Genomic DNA, 20,035 nt, shown 5'->3' on the forward strand with positions numbered 1-20,035 from the left:
CCCTTTAATAGTCAGCCCGACTATAAAAGGGGGTGCCGGTCGTTCACAAGGTCTAGAGGTCGACCTCCGCCATCAGCATCCCGACCTCCGTGTTCGACAGCCGCCGCAGCCAGCCCGACTTCTGGTCGCCCAGGGTGATCGGCCCGAAGGCGACCCGGACCAGCTTGTCGACCGGGAAGCCGGCCTCCGCGAGCATCCGGCGCACGATGTGCTTGCGGCCCTCGTGCAGGGTGACCTCGACGAGGTAGTTCTTGCCGGTCTGCTGGACGACCCGGAAGTGGTCCGCGCGCGCGTAGCCGTCCTCCAGCTGGATGCCGTCCTTGAGCTGCTTGCCCAGGTCGCGCGGGATGGGTCCGACGATGTGCGCGAGGTAGGTCTTCTTCACGCCGTACTTCGGGTGCGTCAGCCGGTGGGCCAGCTCGCCGTGGTTGGTGAGCAGGATGACGCCCTCGGTCTCGGTGTCGAGCCGGCCGACGTGGAAGAGCCGCGTCTCGCGGTTGGTGACGTAGTCACCGAGGCACTGCCGGCCCTCGGGGTCCTCCATCGTCGACACGACACCGGCGGGCTTGTTCAGCGAGAAGAACTGGAAGCGCTGGGTGGCGACGGTCAGCCCGTCGACCTTGATCTCGTCCTTCTCCGGGTCGACGCGCCGCCCCTGCTCCAGGACGATCTCGCCGTTGATCTCGACCCGGGCCTCCTCGATCAGCTCCTCGCAGGCACGCCGGGAACCGAAGCCCGCGCGGGCGAGGACCTTCTGCAGCCGCTCGCCCTCCTGCTCGGCGCCGGGGAAGGTCTTCGGGAGCTTGACCTCCTTCTTCCCGGCGTACCGGTCGCGGTTGCGCTCCTCGACCTGCGCCTCGTACTCACGCGGGCGGGCCGGGGTCGTACGTCCCTGCCTCTGGGGCTGCTTGGGGCCGCCCTTGGCGCCGCCGCGCGCGGCACCGCCACGTCCGGCCTTGGGGCCGTCCTTCGTCGCCCCGGGGCCCACGTCGTAGCGCCGCTCCTCCGGGCGCGGCTTCTTCGGACGGCCGCTGCCCTGCTTGTCGTCGCGGTTGTTGCCGGCGCCGCGGAAGTTGCCGCGACCACCACCACTCCCGCCGCGGCCGCCGCTGTTGCCACCACGGCTCCCGCCGTTGTTTCCGCTGCTGTTCCTGCCGCTGCTGCTTCGCATCAAAGTTCCGTCTGGTCGTCTTCGTCGTGGGTCCCCGGGCTCCCCGGGCTGCCCGGCACGTCGTCGTCGGGCGCGTCCGGGTCGAACGACGGTACGCCCTCCTGGGTCTCGGCCTCGATCGCCTCCGCCTCCGGGAGGAAGGGCGCGAGCTCCGGGAGCTCGTCCAGACCGCGCAGGCCCATCCGCTCCAGGAAGTAGTTCGTCGTCCTGTACAGGATCGCACCTGTTTCGGGTTCCGTGCCCGCCTCCTCTATCAGTCCTCGCTGGAGGAGGGTGCGCATCACGCCGTCGCAGTTGACTCCGCGCACGGCCGAGACCCGGCCACGGCTGACCGGCTGGCGGTAGGCGACGACGGCCAGGGTCTCCAGGGCGGCCTGCGTGAGGCGGGCCTGCTGGCCGTCCAGGACGAAGCGCTCGACGGCCGGGGCGAAGGCGGCGCGCGTGTAGAAGCGCCAGCCGTTCGCGACGTACCGCAACTCGAAGCCGCGCCCCTGGACGGTGTACTCGTCGGCCAGCTCGCGCAGGGCGTCCGCGATCTGCCGCCTCGGCCGTTCCAGTATCTTCGCGAGGTGTTCCTCGGTCGCGGGCTCGTCCACGACCATGAGGACGGCCTCCAGGGCGGGCTTGAGGTCGAGGCCGGCGACGGTGGGCGTCCCGGCCGGCAGGTCGGTCGTTGACTCGCTCACGCCTTCTTCTCCTCCTTGGGCGGCTCGGGCGGCCGGTCGAACTCGTCGGTGACGGTCGGTGTCTCGTCCCCGTCGCCGCCGGTCCACCGCACGAGCAGGTCCCCGAGCGCCCTCTCCTGCTCTAGCGCGACGGCCTTCTCGCGGTACAGCTCCAGCAGGGCGAGGAACCTCGCGACGATGGTGAGGGTGTCGTCGGTGTCCGCCACGAGGTCCCGGAAGCCGGCCTCGCCGAGCTCCCTGAGCCGGGCCACGACGATCTGCGCCTGCTCCTGCACGCTGACCAGGGGGGCGTGGATGTGGTCGACGTAGACCTGCGGCTTGGGCCTGGGCTGCATCGCCTTCACGGCGAGCTTGGCGAAGCCCTCCGCGCCGATGCTGATGACCACGTCGGGCAGCAGCTCGGCGTGGTGCGCCTCGAGTCCGACGGTCCGGGGGTAGCGCCGGGCCTCGTCGTCGAGCCGCCCGCTGAAGATGTCGGCGATCTGCTTGTACGCGCGGTACTGCAACAGCCTGGCGAACAGCAGGTCGCGCGCTTCGAGGAGCGCGAGGTCGCCCTCGTCCTCCACCTCGGCGGCGGGCAGCAGCCGCGCGGCCTTCAGGTCGAGCAGGGTGGCGGCGACGACCAGGAACTCGGTCGTCTCGTCCAGGTCCCAGTCCGGCCCCATCGCCCTGATGTGGGCCATGAACTCGTCGGTCACCTTCGACAGCGCGACCTCGGTGACGTCCAGCTTGTGCCGCGAGATCAACTGCAACAGCAGATCGAAGGGCCCTTCGAAATTGGCGAGCCGGACCTTGAAGACGCCGTCGTCGGCGGACTCGACGTCGCCGGCCGGAGGCTGGGAGCCCGGGACGGCCCCGGGGGCCGCCCGGTCGTTCATGGGGTCGGCCGGCGAAGCCTCGGGCCCGGCCGTCCGCGGCGGGTGGCTCGGCTCGGCCACCGGGCCTGCGGGCAGCGCGGACGCGACCGCCGCACTCACCGGCGATGCCCCGTACGCGACCGTCTCCGGCGGCTCCTGGACCGGCTGAGCCGTCCCGTCACGCGCGGCGGGAGGCCCGGGCGGCTCGGCCTCCTCGTTCCCGGGCCACGCAGCCGCGGGACCGGCTTCCTCCACCGAAGGGGACGGCTGGACCTCCTGCGGCTGGACCTCCTGCCGCTCGGCCTCCCGCGGCCCGGCTTCCTGCCCTTCAGCCGGAGGAGCCGTTCGCGGAGCCCCCGGTCCCCTCCCCAGCGCACGCCGGCGGCCGGCCGGGCCGCCGGCGGGAGGTGGGGAAGCGTTCGAGGTCATGGCCCCCGCAGGCTACCGCTACCGCCCGCGCAGTCGTCGTACGAGGATGCTGGCGTCCCCGCGGGTCTCCAGGTCGGCGAGGACCACCGCGACCGCCTCACGGACGATGCGGCCGCGGTCCACGGCCAGACCGTGCTCGCCGCGGAGCACCAGGCGGGCGTGTTCGAGGTCCATGAGTTCCTCGGCCGACACGTAGACGGTGATCTTTTCGTCGTGGCGCTCACGGCCGCTGGGCCGGCGCGAGGGATTGCGTCCGCGCTTGCGGGGCGCTGCCCCTGCGGCAGCGGCGGCAGAACCCTCCTGCGCCCCCTGCCGACGGGCGGAACCGGAGCGCTCGGCCGTCGCGGAACGGCTGTGGGCCTCCCCGGTCTCGGCCGGCTCCGCGTCCGCCGCGACGTGCTCGGCGCCCTCGCCGTCGCCGCCCTGGGCGGGCACCGCCTGCGGCGCGTCCTCCGCGGCGGCCGCCGCGTCGCCCTCCCCCGCCGGAGCGGGCACCCGGGCGTCGCCGTTGGCCTGACGCCTGGGCTGGGACGACTGAAGCGCCATCCCCCCTGTCGTACGGAAGAGTTCGTCGGCCCCCGGCAGACTCACTCGGCGTGACACCGGGCGAGCACCTCCCTGGCGAGCTGGCGATAGGCGGCGGCACCGACGGAGTTGGAGGCGTACGTGGTGATCGGCTCACCGGCGACCGTGGTCTCCGGGAAGCGGACCGTGCGCCCGATGACCGTGTGGTAGACGTGGTCGTCGAACGCCTCCACCACACGCGCGAGCACCTCACGGCTGTGCACCGTGCGCGAGTCGTACATGGTGGCGAGGATGCCGTCGAGCTCCAGCTCCGGGTTGAGCCGCTCCTGGACCTTCTCGATGGTCTCCGTCAGCAGGGCCACACCACGCAGCGCGAAGAACTCGCACTCCAGGGGCACTATCACCTTGTGCGCGGCCGTCAGGGCGTTCACCGTGAGCAGGCCGAGCGAGGGCTGACAGTCGATGACGATGAAGTCGTAGTCGGGCAGCAGCGGCTTCAGGGCGCGCTGCAGCGTCGACTCGCGGGCGACCTCGGAGACGAGCTGGACCTCGGCCGCCGACAGGTCGATGTTGCTGGGCAGCAGGTCCATGTTGGGGACCGCGGTCTTCAGCAGCACCTCGTCGGCCGCCATCCCCCGCTCCATGAGCAGGTTGTAGACGGTGAGGTCGAGTTCCATCGGGTTGACGCCGAGTCCGACCGACAGCGCGCCCTGCGGGTCGAAGTCCACGAGCAGGACACGGCGTCCGTACTCCGCGAGCGCGGCACCCAGGTTGATGGTCGACGTGGTCTTGCCGACGCCGCCCTTCTGGTTGCACATCGCGATGATCTTCGCGGGTCCGTGCTCGGGCAGCGGGCCCGGGATCGGGAAGTACGGCAGCGGGCGCCCGGTCGGACCGACGCGCTCGCGGCGCTGTCTGGCAGCGTCGGGCGCGAGAGTGGCCGCGTACTCGGGGTCGGGCTCGTACTCGGCGTCGGGGTCGTAGAAGTGCCCCTCGGGCAGTTCGTCGTAGTCGGCGAAGTGGTTGTGGGGCGCGCCACTTCCGTCGCCGGCCATGGCGTTCACGTGATGGCCATCCATCTTCTGGTGTGCTGTGTGAGTCGCCTGCTGACTCTGGTGGGCTGCGAAGGTGCGCACAGCGACGGAGCCGACAGCCGCGAACCCCGCGGGCTCCTGGTCCCGTGCAGGCATTCCTGGTTGGCCACCCCTGGGAGTAAATGTCGACTCATTCACAAGTCGTCTTACCTCCTTGGTGACCAGGAAACTTCTAGACAGGTCAGCGTGGCACCATGCCGACGGTTGGCGACTCTATGGCGTGTCGGGCGTCCGCAGCAACACAATCCGCCGGACCCGGCCCGATGTGTCGGCAATGAAACATCCCGCTGTCAAGGGCGTACGGCCGTCGCACGGCAGGTTTCACCGGTGTGCGAATCGGTTGAAGGGTTACGTTCGAGGCGAGTTGCTCGAGAATCGCGAAGTGACCATACACACATCCGGCCGGACCTTGTCGGGCAAGGTCCGGCCGGGTGCGAGGCGTTGACGACCCGTGTTGACGTATCGCTATTGCCGGTTGGTCACTTGGCCGACTTACCGGCCACCGAGGGCAGGTGGGCGGTTCAGCCGAGCAGCGAGGACAGCTCCACGTGCTCCACGCCGTGCGCCTCGGCGACCTCGCGGTAAACGACCTTGCCGTCATGCGTGTTGAGGCCCTTGGCCAGCGCCGGGTCGCGGCGCAGCGCGTCCGCCCAGCCGTGGTTGGCCAGCTCGACGATGTAGGGCAGCGTGGCGTTGGTCAGCGCGTAGGTGGAGGTGTTGGGCACCGCGCCGGGCATGTTGGCGACGCAGTAGAAGACCGAGTTGTGCACCGGGAAGGTCGGCTCGGCGTGGGTGGTCGGACGGGAGTCCTCGAAGCAGCCGCCCTGGTCGATCGCGATGTCGACAAGGACACTTCCGGGCTTCATCCGCGAGACGAGCTCGTTGGTGACCAGCTTGGGGGCCTTGGCGCCGGGGATCAGCACCGCGCCGATGACGAGGTCGGCCTCCAGGCAGGCCTTCTCCAGTTCGAAGGCGTTGGAGACGACGGTCTGGATCTTCGTACCGAAGATCTTGTCGGCCTCGCGGAGCTTGTTGATGTCCTTGTCGAGCAGGGTCACGTGGAAGCCCATGCCGATGGCGATCTGCGCGGCGTTCCAGCCGGAGACGCCGCCGCCGATCACGACGGCGCGGCCGGCCAGCACGCCGGGGACGCCGCCGGGCAGGACACCGCGGCCGCCGTTGGCGCGCATCAGGTGGTAGGCGCCGACCTGCGGGGCCAGCCGGCCCGCGACCTCGGACATCGGGGCGAGCAGCGGCAGCGCGCGGTTCGGCAGCTCGACGGTCTCGTAGGCGATGGCCGTGGTGCCGGACTCCAGCAGGGCGTCCGTGCACTCCTTGGAGGCGGCCAGGTGCAGGTAGGTGAAGAGCGTCTGGTCCTTGCGGAGGCGGTGGTACTCCTCGGCGATGGGCTCCTTGACCTTCAGCAGCAGGTCGGCGGCGGCCCACACCTCGTCGGCGGTGTCCAGGATCTGCGCACCGGCGGCGACGTACTCGGTGTCGGGGATCGAGGAGCCGACGCCGGCGCCGCGCTCGATGACGACCTGGTGGCCGTGGCGCACCAGCTCGTGCACTCCGGCGGGGGTGATGGCCACCCGGAACTCGTTGTTCTTGACCTCGCGGGGGATGCCGACCTTCACGTCGATCACGGTCCTTGGCTCAGAGGGTATGGGGGTATTTCTTAGACATACCCGGGCACGCACGGGCACACCGGGAGAGACCGCAGGAGAACGTGCGGCAGAGCCAGTCTAATGAAGGTGTTCTCGCTGTCTAGCCTTTCATTGCATCAATCTTCAGCTGATGCGGTACGGATTTCGCAGGCGTCAGGGTCATTTTGAAGGTTTGAGTCGTCGAGAATCCGCTCGGCGGCGCCCCGGTGCAACCCGGCGGACGCGGGATCCCCCAGGTGTTCGAGGGTGTCGGCGACCCGCAGGTGCAGGGCGGCCTGCAGCCGGGGGTCCTCCGCGCGCCGCGCCCATTCCACGGCCTCCCGGCAGGTGCGCAGCGACTCCTCGGGACGGCCCGCGTACTCCTGGACCCGCGCCAGCTCGCTCAGGGCCCGGGCCTGGGCGGCCACGTCGCCGTTCTTGCGATGGCCGGCGATCGCCGCGCGCCAGTTCCGCAGGGCCTCGCCGTAGCGGCCCGCGAAGGTGTGGGCGGCGGCGATCCGCCCGTAGAGCCGGGCGGCCTCGGCCCGCTCGCCCCGGGCGAGCCGCTCGACCAGGGCGCGCCCGAACCAGTCGGCGGCCCGGTCGAAGTCGTCCAGGTCCAGATACGCGCCGCCTACGGATTCCATCGCGCGGCCGGTCGCGTACGGGTCGTTCACCTCACGTCCGGCGTCCAGCGCGGCCCGGTAGCGCGCCAGGGCGTCGGCCGTGCGGCCGGTGCGGGCGTCGAGGTCGCCGAGGTTGAGCAGGGCGGCGGCACGCTCCCGGGGCAGGTGGCGGCGCTCCGCGACGTCGAGGACCATGCCGTGGATCTCGTACAGGTCGGGCGCGGCGGCCTTGGTGCCGATGTGCGCCGCCATCGCCCGGACCAGCTGGGACATCAGCCGCCGGGCCAGGGTGTCCAGCTCCCCGTCGGCGACCGCGAGCCGGGCCGAGGCCAGCAGCGCGGGCCGCGTCAGGTGCAGCCAGTCGGCGGCGGCCCGCGGCGTGGGGAAGCGCAGCGCACGGGGCATGTCGAGCAGCTTCTGGCGGGCCGTCGCACTGTCGGTCTCGGTGATCGCCCGGCAGGCCTGGAGCAGCCGGACGGTGCGCTCCAGCATGCGGGCGCGGGCCAGCTGGAGATCGGCGGGGCGCTCGTGGTGCTCGGCGAGGATCCGCAGCTGCGGGTGCAGGCAGCCGGGCACCTCGTACTGCGGCAGCGGGGAGTCCACCGCGTGCAGGAAGCCCAGGGCGACGAAGTCGTCGAGGGTGGTGCGGGCGCTGTCGACCGAGCAGCCGGCCAGCGCGGAGGCGGTCTGCGGGTCGACGAGGCCGGCCGGGGCGAGGGCGAGCAGGCGCAGCATCCTGGCGGCGTTGGCGGGCAGGGCGGCGTGGGCGAGCCGGAAGACGCGGGTCAGGGCGGTGCCTTCGCTGTCGTCGGCGCGCAGCTGCTTGGCCAGGTCGGAGACGGCGGCCTTGGGGCGTGCCGCGAGCCAGCCGCCCGCCAGCATCAGCGCGGCGGGCTGCCCTTGGCACTCCTCGGCGAGGCCCTCGGCGGCCCGGGGGTCGACGGTGATGCGGACCGAGCCGGTGTGCCGGGTCAGCAGCTCCACCCCGGACTTGGCGTCCAGGCCGCCCAGGGTGCAGGGGCGGACGTCGGAGATCCCGGTCAGCGGGCCTTCGGAGACGGCGACGACGAGGCAGTCGGGGGTGTCCGGCAGCAGGGCGTCGACCTGCTCGGCGTCGGCCGCGTCGTCCAGCAGGAGCAGGGCTCGGCGATCGGCCAGGGCGCTGCGCAGGGCGTCGATGAGGTCGTCCTCGCAGGCCCCGGCCGGTGCCTGTCGGTCCAGGGCGGCCAGGAGGTCACGGGCGGCGCGTCCGACGGGGACGGGGGTGCCGTCGGGGTCGGTCAGACCGGCGCGCAGCACCCCGTCGGGGTAACCGTCCGCGACCTGCCGGACGAGTTCCTCGGCGAGCGCGGTGCGGCCCGAACCGGGTCGGCCGGCGATGAGCAGCACGCGCGCGCGGGGCGTCTTGCGGCCGGCCAGGGTGTCCAGTCCGGCGCGCTCGATGTCGGCGCGCAGTTCCTTCAACTCCCTTGTGCGGCCCAGGAACTCGCTCGCTCCGGTGACGCGCCCGGCCGACCGCGCGTCGCCTGTCTCCACGACCTGATCCGTCACGGGCCACACTCCCGTCCCACCGCACACGCAAGCCCGCCGGGACTCCGGCTCGGGCGTGCCACAGAGCCTAGTTCACGCTCTGCAACGTTCCGGGTGGCACGGGGCGGGCACGACGCACGCATCCCCCGATCGGATCAACAGATCGTAGGACCCCATCCCTGAGACGCGCCCCAAAGGGGGCGCGGGGAACTGCGCAACAAACCACGACGGCGCCGCACGTGAAAGGGGCGCGGGGAACCGCGCAACAAACCACGACGGCGCCGCACCCGAAGGGGGCGCGGGGAACCGCGCGACAAACCACGACGGCGCCGCACCCGACCGACGACCTCCGCGGCACCCCCAGGGCACGGCACCCGCGCAGCGCTACGCCTCGAACGGACGCGCCGGCCACGGCGCCTGAGCCGGACGCAGCGCGTCCAGACCGTCTCCGTCGCGCGCGGCGACCAGGGACAGCACGCCCACGACGAGGCAATTGTTGTGGAGCTCACCGGCCAGCACACCCCGCACGAGGTCCTGGACCGGCACCCGGTCGAGCTCCATGTCGGCCTCTTCCTCGGCGACCGCGAAGCGCTCGCCCTCGGCCTCGGACAGGTCCCGCGCGAGGAAGATCCGCACGGCCTCGTCGCAGCCACCGGGCGTGGTGTAGACGTCGGTCAGCACCCGCCAGTCCTCGGCCTTGACGTGCGCCTCCTCGTACAGCTCCCGCTGCGCGGCGTGCAGCGGATTCTCGCCGGGGACGTCGAGCAGCCCGGCCGGGATCTCCCACAGCTTGTGGCGCACCGGATGGCGGTACTGGCGCAGCACCAGCACGCGGTCGGACTCGTCGAGGGCGAGGACGGCCACGGAGCCGGGGTGGACCTGGTAGTCACGGCCGACCACGGTGCCGTCGGGCATGACCACCTCGTCGGTGCGCACGGAGGTCTTGTTGCCCGTGAAGGGGGTCTCCGTCGCCCGGATCTCCCACTCCTCCGGGATGTCCTTGATCGTCATGCCTGTCCTTCCACGTGCCGTGCGACCTGCTGAAACGAAACCGGGGTGCACACCCTTTGAAGGGATGCACCCCGGCCACCGTACAACTGGTGTGTTACTTCGAAGTCTTCCGCTCGACCGAGGCCTTGACGAGCCCGGCGAACAGCGGGTGCGGACGCGTCGGGCGCGAGCGCAGCTCCGGGTGGGCCTGCGTGGCGACCAGGTACGGGTGGACGTCGCGCGGGTACTCGACGTACTCGACGAGCTTGCCGTCCGGAGAGGTGCCGGAGAACAGGATGCCCGCCTTCTTCTCCAGCTCGGCGCGGTAGGCGTTGTTCACCTCGTAGCGATGCCGGTGCCGCTCCTCGACGTACTCCTTGCCGTCGTACACCTCGCGCACGATCGAGCCCTCGGCCAGCTTCGCCGGGTACATGCCGAGCCGCATGGTGCCGCCCATGTCACCCTCGCCGGCGACGATGTCGAGCTGCTCGGCCATGGTGGAGATGACCGGGTGGCCGGTGGCCGGGTCGAACTCGGTGGAGTTGGCGTCGGTGATGTCGGCCAGGTTGCGCGCGGCCTCGATCACGATGCACTGCAGGCCGAGGCAGAGGCCGAGCAGCGGGATCTTGTTCTCGCGGGCGTACTTGATCGCGCCGACCTTGCCGAGCACACCGCGGTCGCCGAAGCCGCCGGGGATGCAGATGCCGTCGACGTCGCCGAGCTGCTGGGCCGCGCCCGCGGGGGTCTTGCAGTCGTCGGAGGTGACCCACTTGATCTTGACGCGGGCCCGGTTGGCGAAGCCGCCGGCGCGCAGGGCCTCGGTGACCGACAGGTAGGCGTCGGGCAGGTCGATGTACTTGCCGACCAGCGCGAGGGTGATCTCGTGGTCCGGGTTGTGGACGCGGTCGAGCAGGTCGTCCCAGGTCGTCCAGTCGACGTCGCGGAACGGCAGGTCCAGCTTGCGGACGACGTAGGCGTCCAGCCCCTCGCCGTGCACGGTCTTCGGGATGTCGTAGATCGAACGGGCGTCGGGACAGGCCACGACGGCGGCCTCGTCGACGTCGCACATCAGCGAGATCTTCCGCTTGATCGCGGTGGGCACCTCGCGGTCGCAGCGCAGCACGATCGCGTCCGGCTGGATACCGATGTTGCGCAGGGCCGCAACCGAGTGCTGGGTGGGCTTCGTCTTCAGTTCACCCGACGGGCCGATGTACGGCAGGAGCGAGATGTGGACGACGAAGACGTTGTCACGACCGACCTCGTGACGGACCTGGCGGACGGTCTCCAGGAACGGCAGCGACTCGATGTCGCCGACGGTGCCGCCGACCTCGGTGATCACCACGTCGACCTCGTCCGTCGCCATGCGGCGGATGCGGTGCTTGATCTCGTTGGTGATGTGCGGGATGACCTGCACGGTGTCACCCAGGTACTCGCCGCGCCGCTCCTTGGCGATCACGGTGTTGTACACCTGGCCGGTGGTGACGTTGGCGGAGCCGTCGAGGTCACGGTCGAGGAATCGCTCGTAGTGGCCGATGTCCAGGTCGGTCTCGGCGCCGTCGTTGGTGACGAACACCTCACCGTGCTGGAAGGGGTTCATCGTGCCCGGGTCGACGTTGAGGTACGGGTCGAGCTTCTGCATCACGACGCGCAGACCGCGGGCCTTGAGCAGCATGCCGAGGCTGGAGGCCGTCAGGCCCTTGCCGAGCGAGGAGGCGACACCCCCGGTGACGAAGATGTGCTTGGTCGTCGAATTACGAAATGCGGCGGGCGGCATGGCCAAGACGGGGCTCCCGTGGTCGCGGTCTGGGGGTGCGGTGCGGCTGCCCGCCGGAATGCTCCGGGGTGCCGTCGCTGCGGTTCGGGGGTTTCCTGTCGGGAAGGGGCCCACCGGTCCACGGGCTACCAGCGTATCAGCGCCGCGGGGCGACGGCTTCCGGCCACGCTCCGCACACATCCCGACACGGAGGCGGTCCCGGTCACCGGTCCCTCACCCGTTGCTCACTCGTTCGGCGTACCCGCCTTGCCGCCACGGGCACGCGGATCATCGGCGTGCGTCGTATCCTGCTCGGACACTCGCTGCCGAGCCCGTCCGGCCCCACGGCACCACCCCCCGCCCGTAAGCACCGGAACAACGTGAGCTCGTCAGTTCGTTGAGCAAGAATTGGCGCTTTGCATCACGGCTGGGCGACCTGTTTTGCTTCATCGCTGAATGACGCATTGCAAGACCTGCTGAAACCCCCCTTGACCGCACTAGCGACAGCCCCCTCGTGGGGTGACGTGGCCGTTCGACTGGAGTTGCACGTGGCCGGGCGCATCGAAGACTACGCACTCATCGGAGACATGCAGACCGCTGCCCTGGTCTGCCGGGACGGCACAGTCGACTGGCTGTGCCTGCCCCGCTTCGACTCGCACGCCATCTTCGCCGGCCTGCTGGGCAACGAGGAGCACGGCTTCTGGCGGCTCGGGCCCGCGTACGCCTCCGACCAGCAGCCCCCCACCGCGGCGCGGCGCAGCTACCGGGGCGACTCGCTGATCCTTGAGTCCGAGTGGGACACCCAGCGGGGCACGGTCCGGGTGACCGATTTCATGCCGCCGCGTGACGGCGCCCCGCAGCTGATCCGGATCGTGGAGGGCGTCTCGGGCCGCGTGCCGATGCGTTCGGCGCTCAGGATGCGGTTCTCCTACGGACGGGTGGTGCCGTGGGTGCACAAGCACGAGGGGCGCACGGTGGCCGTCGCGGGTCCCGACTCCGTGTGGTTCGACACATCCGCGGAGACCTACGGCAAGTCGCTGACGACCTACGCGGACTTCACGGTCGCCCCGGGTGACCGGATCGCGTTCACGATCTCCTGGCAGCCCTCGCACAAGGAGCCGCCGCCGCTGCCCGAGCCGGAGCAGTCCCTGGAGGCGACGGAGGACTTCTGGCGCGAGTGGGTCGACCACTGTACGTACCACGGCCCCTACCGGGAGGCCGTGGTCCGCTCGCTGATCACGCTGAAGGCCCTGACGTACGCCCCGACCGGCGGCATCGTCGCCGCGCCGACCACCTCCCTGCCGGAGGACATCGGCGGCGTCCGCAACTGGGACTACCGCTACACCTGGCTGCGCGACGCGGCCATCACCCTGTCCTCGCTGCTGCGCACCGGCTACCGCGAGGAGGCCCGCGCCTGGCGCGAGTGGCTGCTGCGGGCGGTGGCCGGCGACCCGGAGAACCTGCAGATCATGTACGGCATCGCCGGTGAGCGCGAGCTCGGCGAGGCGGAGCTGGACTGGCTGCCGGGCTACGAGAACTCCACCCCGGTCCGGGTCGGCAACGGCGCCGCGCACCAGCTCCAGCTGGACGTCTACGGCGAGGTCACCGAAGCCCTGCACCTGGCCCACATGACGGGTCTCGCCCGCAACGACTACGCCTCCCTCCTCCAGCTGAAGCTGATCCGCTACCTGGAGGACCACTGGCAGGAACCGGACGAGGGCATCTGGGAGGTGCGGGGCCCGCGCCGCCACTTCGTGCACTCCAAGGTGATGGCCTGGGTCGCGGTCGACCGCACGATCAAGCTGATCGAGTCCGGCGACGCGGACGGACCGCTGGAGCGCTGGAAGGAACTGCGCGAGGACATCCACCGCGACGTGTGCGAGAAGGGGTACGACAAGGAGCGCAACACCTTCACGCAGTCGTACGGCTCGAAGGAGCTGGACGCCTCCCTGCTGCTGATCCCGCAGGTGGGCTTCCTGCCGCCGGACGACAAGCGGGTCATCGGCACGATCGAGGCGATCCAGCGTGAGCTGTCCACGTCGGACGGGTTCATCCTGCGCTACCCGACCACCAGCGGCGACGAGAACGTCGACGGTCTGCCCGGCGACGAGGGCGCGTTCCTGGCCTGCTCGTTCTGGATGGCCGACGACCTGGCGATGATCGGCCGCGTGGACGAGGCCCGCAAGCTGTTCGAGAAGCTGCTGTCCCTGCGCAACGACCTCGGTCTGCTGGCCGAGGAGTGGGACCCGCGCCTGCAGCGCCAGGTCGGCAACTTCCCGCAGGCGTTCAGCCACGTGCCGCTGATCGACACGGCGCTGCGTCTGACCGCTTCGGGCGCCTACGGCGGCTGAGCGGGCCCGTCGTGCCGCTCCCGCCCAGGCTGGATGGCACGAGATTGCCCCTTTGTGAAAGGGGGCGGTCATGGCTTCCCTCTCAAAGGCGGGCGCGGCCCTCACCGCGCTCCACGAGGAACTGACCGGGGACGTCCTCGTCCCCGGGGATCCGGGCTAGGACGAAGCCCGGGCTGTCTTCTCGGCAACGGCGTCGACCGCCCGGACGGCTTCCGCTCGGCTCGCGTCACGCGGGCCTGAGAGGTCGCTCCGACGATGGCACCACCTCTGCCCGACGGGTCCGTTCCGCCCTGACATGACACGGGCCGAGGGCCCTTTCGGCTCGGGCGCCTCACGTCGGGCCTGAGGGCTCTCTTCGGCCCCTCACGCAATGTCGGCCAGTCATGCCGGCCTGAGCGCCGTCAGCGTGCGTTCTCCCGCCGGGTCGCCCGCCGTGGCCGGGACGAGGGCTATCTCGTCGAGTCCGGCCTCGGCGTAGGCGGCTGTGCGGGCGCGGACGGTGTCCGGGTCGCCGACCAGGGCGACCGTGCCGGCGGCCTCGGGCGGCAGGGCCCGTAGCAGGGTGTCCGGGTCGGCGCCCTTGGCGGCCAGCTCGACTACCTCGGCGAACCCCGCGTCGATGAACATGTCGCTGTAGCCCGGCACGGCGAGGTAGCCGACGACGCTGCGCAGGACCTGGGTGAGCGACTCCGGCTCCGGGTCCACGGCGGCGGGCAGCCAGGCGGCCAGCCGGGGCGGGGTACGGCCTGCCTTCTCGGCCGCGGCGAGCATCCGGGCCCGCAACATCCGGACCTGCTCGGGCGAGACGATGTCGAGCAGCATCCGGTCGGCGTGCGCGACGGCCGTGGCGACCGCGCGCTCCCCGAACGCGGCGACCGTGACCGGGCCGCCGGGCGGCGGCAGCCGGCGCGGGAAGCCGCTGCCGGGCACGATCGGCTCCCCCGGCACACTGTGCATCAGCGCCCGCACGGCCGCCGCCGACTCCTCCAGTGCGGCGGCGGGCCGCGTGCGCGGCCGGCCGTGCACGCCCTCGACGACGCGCTTGCTGGAGGTGCCCAGGGCCACGCCCACGGGCCGGCCGGTCACGGCCGCCGTGGACGCGGCGCCCCGGACGATGGTCAGAGGGTCGCGCACCGACACCGGCACGGGCCCGGCGGTCAGCGCGACCTGCTCGGTGGCCGCACCGATCGCCGCCGCCAGGACGAACGAGTCCCACGTGGGTCCCTCGCCCGCCCACACCTCCCGGTACCCGAGCCGGTCGGCGAGCACCGCGACCCGCAACGGCTCCTCGACCGGACCGTCGTCCTCCCGCCCCACGGCGACCACGCTCATGTCCATGACCGCGCCCGTACCCGGTCGATCACGCCGTAATCCGGGAGATCCCGGGCGTGATGCGGGCGATGATCGTCCCGGTGCCCCTCCGGAGATGTCCGGGAGGCACCCTCACGGGTAGCGTCCGGCACATGGACAGCGGGACGGACAGCGCGCACGACACCCAGGGCGCCGGGATCACCGTGCGGCGGGCGCTGGAGCTGCCGGGGCTGCGCAGCGGGCTCCCCGAGGTGCTGGCGGGCGGCGAGCGGCTCGGGCGGACCGTGCGCTGGGTGCACGCCGGAGAGGTGCCGCACATCGCCTCGCTGCTCAAGGGCGGTGAACTGCTGCTGACCACGGGCTATGGCCTGGGCACGCGCCCCGCCGAACAGCGGGCGTTCGTCCGCACCCTGGCCGAGCGTGGCATCGCGGCCCTGGTCGTGGAGCTCGGCCCGCGCTTCGCCCGGCTGCCCGCGGCCCTCGTCGACACGGCGCGCGCGGCCGGGCTGCCGCTGGTCCAACTGCACCGCGAGGTGGCGTTCGTCACGGTCACGGAGGAGGTGCACACCGAGATCGTCAACGGCCACTACGCGCTGCTGCAGCGGGCGGAGGAGGTGCACCGGCGGTGCACGCAGGCCGTGCTGGGCGGCGGCGGGGTGCCCCAGGTGCTCGGCATCCTGTCCGACTTCGCCGCCAACCCCGTGTTCCTGGAGACGGCGGACGGCCAGTTGCTGTACGCAGCGGGGGCCGGTCCCGAGGGCGCGGACCCGCTCCAGGTGTGGGAGGGGCTGCGCGGCCAGCACAAGGACGAGCCGCCGCTCGCGGGGTCGGTCCTGGTGGACGTGCCGGGCGGCGGGCCCGGCAGTGGGGGCGTCCGGGCGCGTCTGGTCCTGCTTCCGGTGCGCACGTCCATGGCGCCGGTGCACCGGATGGCGGCCGAGCGGGCCGCGGGCATCCTGGCCGTGGTGCTGATGCAGGCCCGCCAGGAGGAGGAGCTGGCGGCGCGCGGGCGGGGCGACTTCCTCACCGACCTGGCCGAGGGCCGCATCACGCCCGAGGACGCCCCGGCGCAGGCCCGGGTGCTGGGTTTCCGGCCGGGCGAGGGGCCGCTGCTGCCGGTGGTCATGCGGCTCGGGGAAGCCCTGGCACCGAGCGGGGGCGGCTGGAGCGTGCCGGCCCGGTCCATCTCGGAGGAGCTGGCGGCGGTCGGCGTGCCGGTCCTGCTCGGCGTACGGCCGGTGGAGGGCCGGGTGCTGGTGCTGCTGGGCCTGCGAGCGGAGTCGGATCGGGCTGCGGTCGCGGACCGGGTCGCGGCGGCCCTGCGCGCCGGTGTGGAACGGGCCGGGATGCCGCGGCCGGGCGGGCAGCCGCCCGTGGTGGTCGTGGGGATGGCCGGTGGCTGGCAGGCCGCCGCCTCGGGCCTGCGGCACGCGGCCGAGACGGCCACGGCGGCCCAGGGCCTCGCGGACCGGCCCTGGTACGACGCCCGCCGTCTCGACATCGACCTGCTGCTGTGGCGGCTGCGCGACCACCCGGACCTGGCGGCGTTCGTGGACCGGGCCGTCGGCCCGCTGCTGGAGCACGACCGGCGTTCCCGGCCGCCGCTGCTGCCCACGTTGACGACCTACCTCGCCCATGCGGGGCGCAAGGCGGAGACGGCCCGGGAGCTGCACCTGAACCGGCAGACCCTGTACAACCGCCTGGCGCGCATCGGGGAGTTGCTGGGCACGGACCTCGACGACCCACAGACGGTGCTGGCGCTGAGCCTGGCCCTGCGGGCGCGCAGGCACGTCCCGTAGAGCTCTAGACGAGGGGGCGGGGCTGGGTCAGCTCGTCGTACACGCTCAGCACTTGGGCGACCGTCTCGTCCTCGGTCGGCCAGGTGGCGGCCTGCCGGGTGCCCCGGGCCGTCAGCAGGTCCCGGCGCGCCCGGTCGCCGAGCAGCCCTACGACGGCGTCGGCGAGGGCCTTCGTGTCGCCGTACGGGACGAGTTCGGCCGCGTCGCCGACGAGTTCGGGGATGCCGCCGACGTCGGTCGCGACGAGCGGCACGCGCGCGTGGAGGGCCTCCTGGGCGAGGACGGAGCGAGCCTCCCAGCGGCTCGGCAGCAGGGCCAGGTCGGCGGCGGCGAGCAGGTCGGTGACATCGTCGCGCCGCCCGATGAGCCGGACGGGCAGGCCCTCCTCCTCGATACGGACCTGGAGTTCACCGCGCAGCGGTCCCTCCCCGGCGATCACAACCAGGGGTACGGGATCGAGCCGGCGCCAGGTGCGCGCGGCGTCCAGCAGGACGTCGTAACCACGGTGTCGTTCCAGGGAGCCGACGGCCATCAGCAACGGCCGTCCTATGGCGCCGAGTTCGGCGCGCACCTTGGCCCGGAGCCGGTCGGGGTCGTCGGGTTCGACGGGCCTCGTGGGGCCGGGCAGCGCGACGGCGGCGAGCCGGGCGTCCCGCGCGCCGGTGAGCCGTGCGCGGTCGACGAGCGGCGAGGTCGTCCCGAGCACCACGGTGGCCGCCTTCACGACCCTGCGTTCCAGCACCCGCAGCATGTGGGCACGGGCCCCGTCGGCGTGTGCCCGGTCGTGCCAGGTCACGACCAGCGGTGTGCGCATGCGCCGGCCGCTGAGGGCGAGCACGGCGCGGAAGGAGGCGTGCAGTCCGTGCGCGTGCACCAGGTCGGCGTGGGCGCAGGCCGCGCGCAGAGCCGCCACCGACACCGGGTCACTGCTGCGCGGCACGTGCACGTGATCGGCGCCGACACCGCTGAAGTCATAGGCGCGGTCGGCCTCGTAGGGGGCGCACACCGTGACTTTCACGCCCCGCGCGACGAGCCCCGCGGCCAGCGAGCGCACATGCGCACTGCTGGCGGCATTGCCTCCGCCCAGCACCTGCACGGTGCGCAGCGGCGACTGGCCATGCGGTGAGTGGCTGCTCACGGGGGTCACGTGGCCGGGCTCCTGGTTCGGGTCGGGCGGTCACGACACGGTTCTCGCACACGTACTCCGCCAAGGATGCCAGGACATAGGGGGGTTCCGGGAACACCGGAAGGGCGGGGGCGCCGGGGCGCACGGGGGCCCGACAGAAGCAGGTCACCCACACGAGTGAACAAGACCTTGCAGTGAAGTCATCGCACATCCGACGCCCGCTTCACCCCGAAGAAGCCGTTCCCATCCACCGATCCCCGCCGGTCTCAGTGGCGTGCGCCGGGATGCGCGGCGCTGCCGGAGGGCGAGTGCCGCGACGGCACCCGCCCTTCCGGGCGCGTCAGCCGTCCGCGCGGGCCGCTGCCAGCAGCTCCTCCGCGTGTGCGCGGGCCGTCTCGGAGTCCTCCTGGCCGGCGAGCATGCGGGACAGCTCACGGACCCGGTCCTCGCCCTCGAGGACCTTGACGCCGGAGCGGGTCACGGACCCGTCGTTGGTCTTCTCGACCAGCAGCTGGCGGTCGGCGAAGGCGGCGACCTGCGGCAGGTGCGTCACGACCACCACCTGGGCGGACTTGGCCAGGCGGGCGAGCCGACGGCCGATCTCGACGGCCGCTTTGCCGCCGACGCCCGCGTCGACCTCGTCGAACAGGTACGTCGGCACCGGGTCCGTCCCCGCGAAGACGACCTCCACGGCCAGCATCACCCGTGACAGCTCACCGCCGGACGCGCCCTTGGCGATCGGCCGGGGCGGCGCGCCCGGGTGCGGGGCCAGCAGCAGCTCGACCTCGTCGGCGCCCGCGGGACCGTAGGCGACCGGACGGCCGCCGACCTCGACGCCGTCGGGGTCCTCGGTCTGCCGGATGTCGAAGGACACGCGCGCGTGCGGCATGGCGAGCGAGGCCAGCTCGGCGGTCACGGCGGCGGCGAACCGCTCGGCGGCCTCCGTCCGGGCGTCCGTCAGGGCCTGCGCCAGCCCGCCCAGTTCGGACCGCAGGGCGTCCCGCTCGGCCGTCAGCTCCCCGATCCGCTCGTCGTCGCCCTCGAGTTCGGTGAGCCGCGCGGCGCTCTGCTCGGCCCAGGCCAGCACGGCGGCGATGTCCTCGCCGTACTTGCGCGTCAGCCCGGTGAGCGCGGCGCGCCGCTCCTCGACGGCCGCGAGCCGCAGCGGGTCGGCGTCCAAGTCGTCGGCGTACCCGGCCAGGTCGCCCGCCGCGTCCCGCAGCAGGATCCCGATCTCCCCGACGCGGTCGGCGAGCGCGGCCAGCGCCGAGTCGTGCGACCGTACGGCGTCCAGGGCCCGCTGGGCGCCCGCGACGAGCGTCCCGGCGTCGACGCCCTCCGGGTCCTCCGGATTGCCCGCGAGGGCGGCGTGCGCGGCCGCTGCGGCCGATGCCAGCGCCTCGGCGTGCCCGAGCCGCTCGGCCTCCTCGGCCAGTTCCGCGTCCTCACCGGCGCGGGGTTCGACGGCGGCGATCTCGTCGAGCCCGAAGCGCAGCAGGTCGGCCTCCTGGGCCCGTTCCCGCGCCCGGGTGGTGATCTCGTCCAGCTCGGCGGCCACGGCCCGCAGCCGCTTGTACGCCTCGCCGTACTTGGCCAGCGGCCCGGCGACCGCGTCGCCCGCGTACCGGTCGAGCGCCTGCCGCTGCCGGGACAGCTTGAGCAACCCCTGCTGGTCGGTCTGACCGTGCACGGCCACCAGTTCGTCGGCGAGCTCGGCCAGGACACCCACGGGCACGCTGCGTCCGCCCAGGTGCGCCCGGGAGCGCCCCTCGGCGGAGACGGTACGGCTGATCAGCAGGGCCCCGTCGTCGAGCTCGGCCCCGGCCTCCTCGGCGCGTACGGCGACCGAGGCGTCCCGGGGGACGGTGATGCGCCCCTCCACGACGGCCTTGCCGGCGCCGATCCGCACGAGCGCCGGGTCGGCCCGCCCGCCCAGCAGCAACCCCAGGCTGGTGACCACCATGGTCTTGCCCGCACCCGTCTCACCGGTGACCGCGGTGAACCCGGGCGACAGCTCGACGACAGCGTCGTCGATCACGCCCAGCGACCGTATCCGCATCTCCTCCAACACGGACACGACCTTACGAGGTCGGGGCGAGCAATTGCGACCGGCCTGCCCCTGTCACCCACGAGTGTGGTGA

General features: G+C 72.3%; 14 protein-coding genes. 2 read left to right on the forward strand and 12 right to left on the reverse strand.

Annotated elements, in window-relative coordinates; all coding sequences use genetic code 11:
• Positions 1–52 precede the first annotated feature (52 nt).
• The 9 genes from ACFZDI_RS33750 to ACFZDI_RS33790 all read right to left on the reverse strand — a co-directional run bounded on the left by ACFZDI_RS33750 (position 53) and on the right by ACFZDI_RS33790 (position 11,328).
• Positions 53–1,171, reverse strand: a complete 1,119-nt coding sequence (locus ACFZDI_RS33750) for a pseudouridine synthase (RefSeq protein WP_234847117.1) — start codon at positions 1,169–1,171, stop codon at positions 53–55.
• The gene (gene scpB / locus ACFZDI_RS33755; protein ID WP_234847118.1) at positions 1,171–1,857 is read right to left on the reverse strand and encodes an SMC-Scp complex subunit ScpB; all 687 of its coding nucleotides are present in this window, start codon (positions 1,855–1,857) and stop codon (positions 1,171–1,173) included. Before scpB ends, ACFZDI_RS33750 begins: the two co-directional genes overlap by 1 nt.
• Complete coding sequence (locus ACFZDI_RS33760) at positions 1,854–3,143, reverse strand: segregation/condensation protein A (protein WP_391255910.1); 1,290 nt, start codon at positions 3,141–3,143, stop codon at positions 1,854–1,856. Before ACFZDI_RS33760 ends, scpB begins: the two co-directional genes overlap by 4 nt.
• Positions 3,144–3,161: 18 nt before the next feature.
• Positions 3,162–3,746, reverse strand: coding sequence for a hypothetical protein (locus ACFZDI_RS33765; RefSeq protein WP_234847120.1), 585 nt, complete (start codon positions 3,744–3,746; stop codon positions 3,162–3,164).
• Positions 3,731–4,858 (reverse strand): ParA family protein, encoded by a 1,128-nt coding sequence (locus ACFZDI_RS33770; protein WP_078625596.1) that lies wholly within the window; start codon positions 4,856–4,858, stop codon positions 3,731–3,733. The genes ACFZDI_RS33765 and ACFZDI_RS33770 overlap by 16 nt, the downstream gene beginning before the upstream one ends.
• A gap of 425 nt (positions 4,859–5,283) precedes the next feature.
• Positions 5,284–6,408, reverse strand: coding sequence for an alanine dehydrogenase (ald, locus tag ACFZDI_RS33775; protein ID WP_391255913.1), 1,125 nt, complete (start codon positions 6,406–6,408; stop codon positions 5,284–5,286).
• 137 nt (positions 6,409–6,545) lie between these two features.
• Complete coding sequence (locus tag ACFZDI_RS33780; protein WP_391255916.1) at positions 6,546–8,585, reverse strand: tetratricopeptide repeat protein; 2,040 nt, start codon at positions 8,583–8,585, stop codon at positions 6,546–6,548.
• Positions 8,586–8,948: 363 nt separating this feature from the next.
• Complete coding sequence (locus ACFZDI_RS33785) at positions 8,949–9,575, reverse strand: NUDIX hydrolase (protein ID WP_234847122.1); 627 nt, start codon at positions 9,573–9,575, stop codon at positions 8,949–8,951.
• Between the two features lie 94 nt (positions 9,576–9,669).
• Complete coding sequence (locus ACFZDI_RS33790; protein ID WP_234847135.1) at positions 9,670–11,328, reverse strand: CTP synthase; 1,659 nt, start codon at positions 11,326–11,328, stop codon at positions 9,670–9,672.
• A 527-nt stretch (positions 11,329–11,855) separates the two neighbouring features.
• Between ACFZDI_RS33790 and ACFZDI_RS33795 the strand changes: the two genes are divergently transcribed.
• A complete protein-coding gene (locus tag ACFZDI_RS33795; RefSeq protein ID WP_234847136.1) occupies positions 11,856–13,658 on the forward strand; it encodes a glycoside hydrolase family 15 protein in 1,803 nt (600 codons plus the stop codon).
• Between the two features lie 381 nt (positions 13,659–14,039).
• On the opposite strand, the gene ACFZDI_RS33800 is transcribed toward ACFZDI_RS33795, so the two are convergent.
• Positions 14,040–14,996, reverse strand: coding sequence for an LLM class F420-dependent oxidoreductase (locus ACFZDI_RS33800; RefSeq protein WP_391255919.1), 957 nt, complete (start codon positions 14,994–14,996; stop codon positions 14,040–14,042).
• Between the two features lie 125 nt (positions 14,997–15,121).
• Here ACFZDI_RS33800 and ACFZDI_RS33805 point away from each other — a divergent pair, with 125 nt between their 5' ends.
• On the forward strand, positions 15,122–16,768 hold the full coding sequence (locus tag ACFZDI_RS33805; protein WP_234847124.1) for a PucR family transcriptional regulator: 1,647 nt from the start codon (positions 15,122–15,124) through the stop codon (positions 16,766–16,768).
• A 4-nt stretch (positions 16,769–16,772) separates the two neighbouring features.
• Here the strand turns inward: ACFZDI_RS33805 and ACFZDI_RS33810 are convergent, their stop codons facing one another.
• The gene (locus tag ACFZDI_RS33810; RefSeq protein WP_391255921.1) at positions 16,773–17,915 is read right to left on the reverse strand and encodes a glycosyltransferase; all 1,143 of its coding nucleotides are present in this window, start codon (positions 17,913–17,915) and stop codon (positions 16,773–16,775) included.
• Between the two features lie 319 nt (positions 17,916–18,234).
• Positions 18,235–19,953 carry a DNA repair protein RecN gene (gene recN, locus ACFZDI_RS33815; RefSeq protein ID WP_391255968.1) on the reverse strand — a complete coding sequence of 573 codons (1,719 nt, stop codon included), beginning with the start codon at positions 19,951–19,953 and terminating at the stop codon, positions 18,235–18,237.
• Between the last annotated feature and the right edge of the window lie 82 nt (positions 19,954–20,035).

Origin of the sequence: Streptomyces sp. NPDC007907 (assembly GCF_042959365.1) — a bacterium.
GTDB classification, from domain to species: domain Bacteria; phylum Actinomycetota; class Actinomycetes; order Streptomycetales; family Streptomycetaceae; genus Streptomyces; species Streptomyces indiaensis.

Excerpts from the sequence above, each read along its gene's own strand:
- ACFZDI_RS33750 (WP_234847117.1), bottom strand. The coding sequence starts at position 1,171 with ATGCGAAGCAGCAGCGGCAGGAACAGCAGCGGAAACAACGGCGGGAGC.
- ACFZDI_RS33760 (WP_391255910.1), bottom strand. The coding sequence starts at position 3,143 with ATGACCTCGAACGCTTCCCCACCTCCCGCCGGCGGCCCGGCCGGCCGC.
- ACFZDI_RS33770 (WP_078625596.1), bottom strand. The coding sequence starts at position 4,858 with ATGCCTGCACGGGACCAGGAGCCCGCGGGGTTCGCGGCTGTCGGCTCC.
- ACFZDI_RS33785 (WP_234847122.1), bottom strand. The coding sequence starts at position 9,575 with ATGACGATCAAGGACATCCCGGAGGAGTGGGAGATCCGGGCGACGGAG.
- ACFZDI_RS33790 (WP_234847135.1), bottom strand. The coding sequence starts at position 11,328 with ATGCCGCCCGCCGCATTTCGTAATTCGACGACCAAGCACATCTTCGTC.
- ACFZDI_RS33800 (WP_391255919.1), bottom strand. The coding sequence starts at position 14,996 with ATGGACATGAGCGTGGTCGCCGTGGGGCGGGAGGACGACGGTCCGGTC.
- ACFZDI_RS33805 (WP_234847124.1), top strand. The coding sequence starts at position 15,122 with ATGGACAGCGGGACGGACAGCGCGCACGACACCCAGGGCGCCGGGATC.
- recN (WP_391255968.1), bottom strand. The coding sequence starts at position 19,953 with ATGCGGATACGGTCGCTGGGCGTGATCGACGACGCTGTCGTCGAGCTG.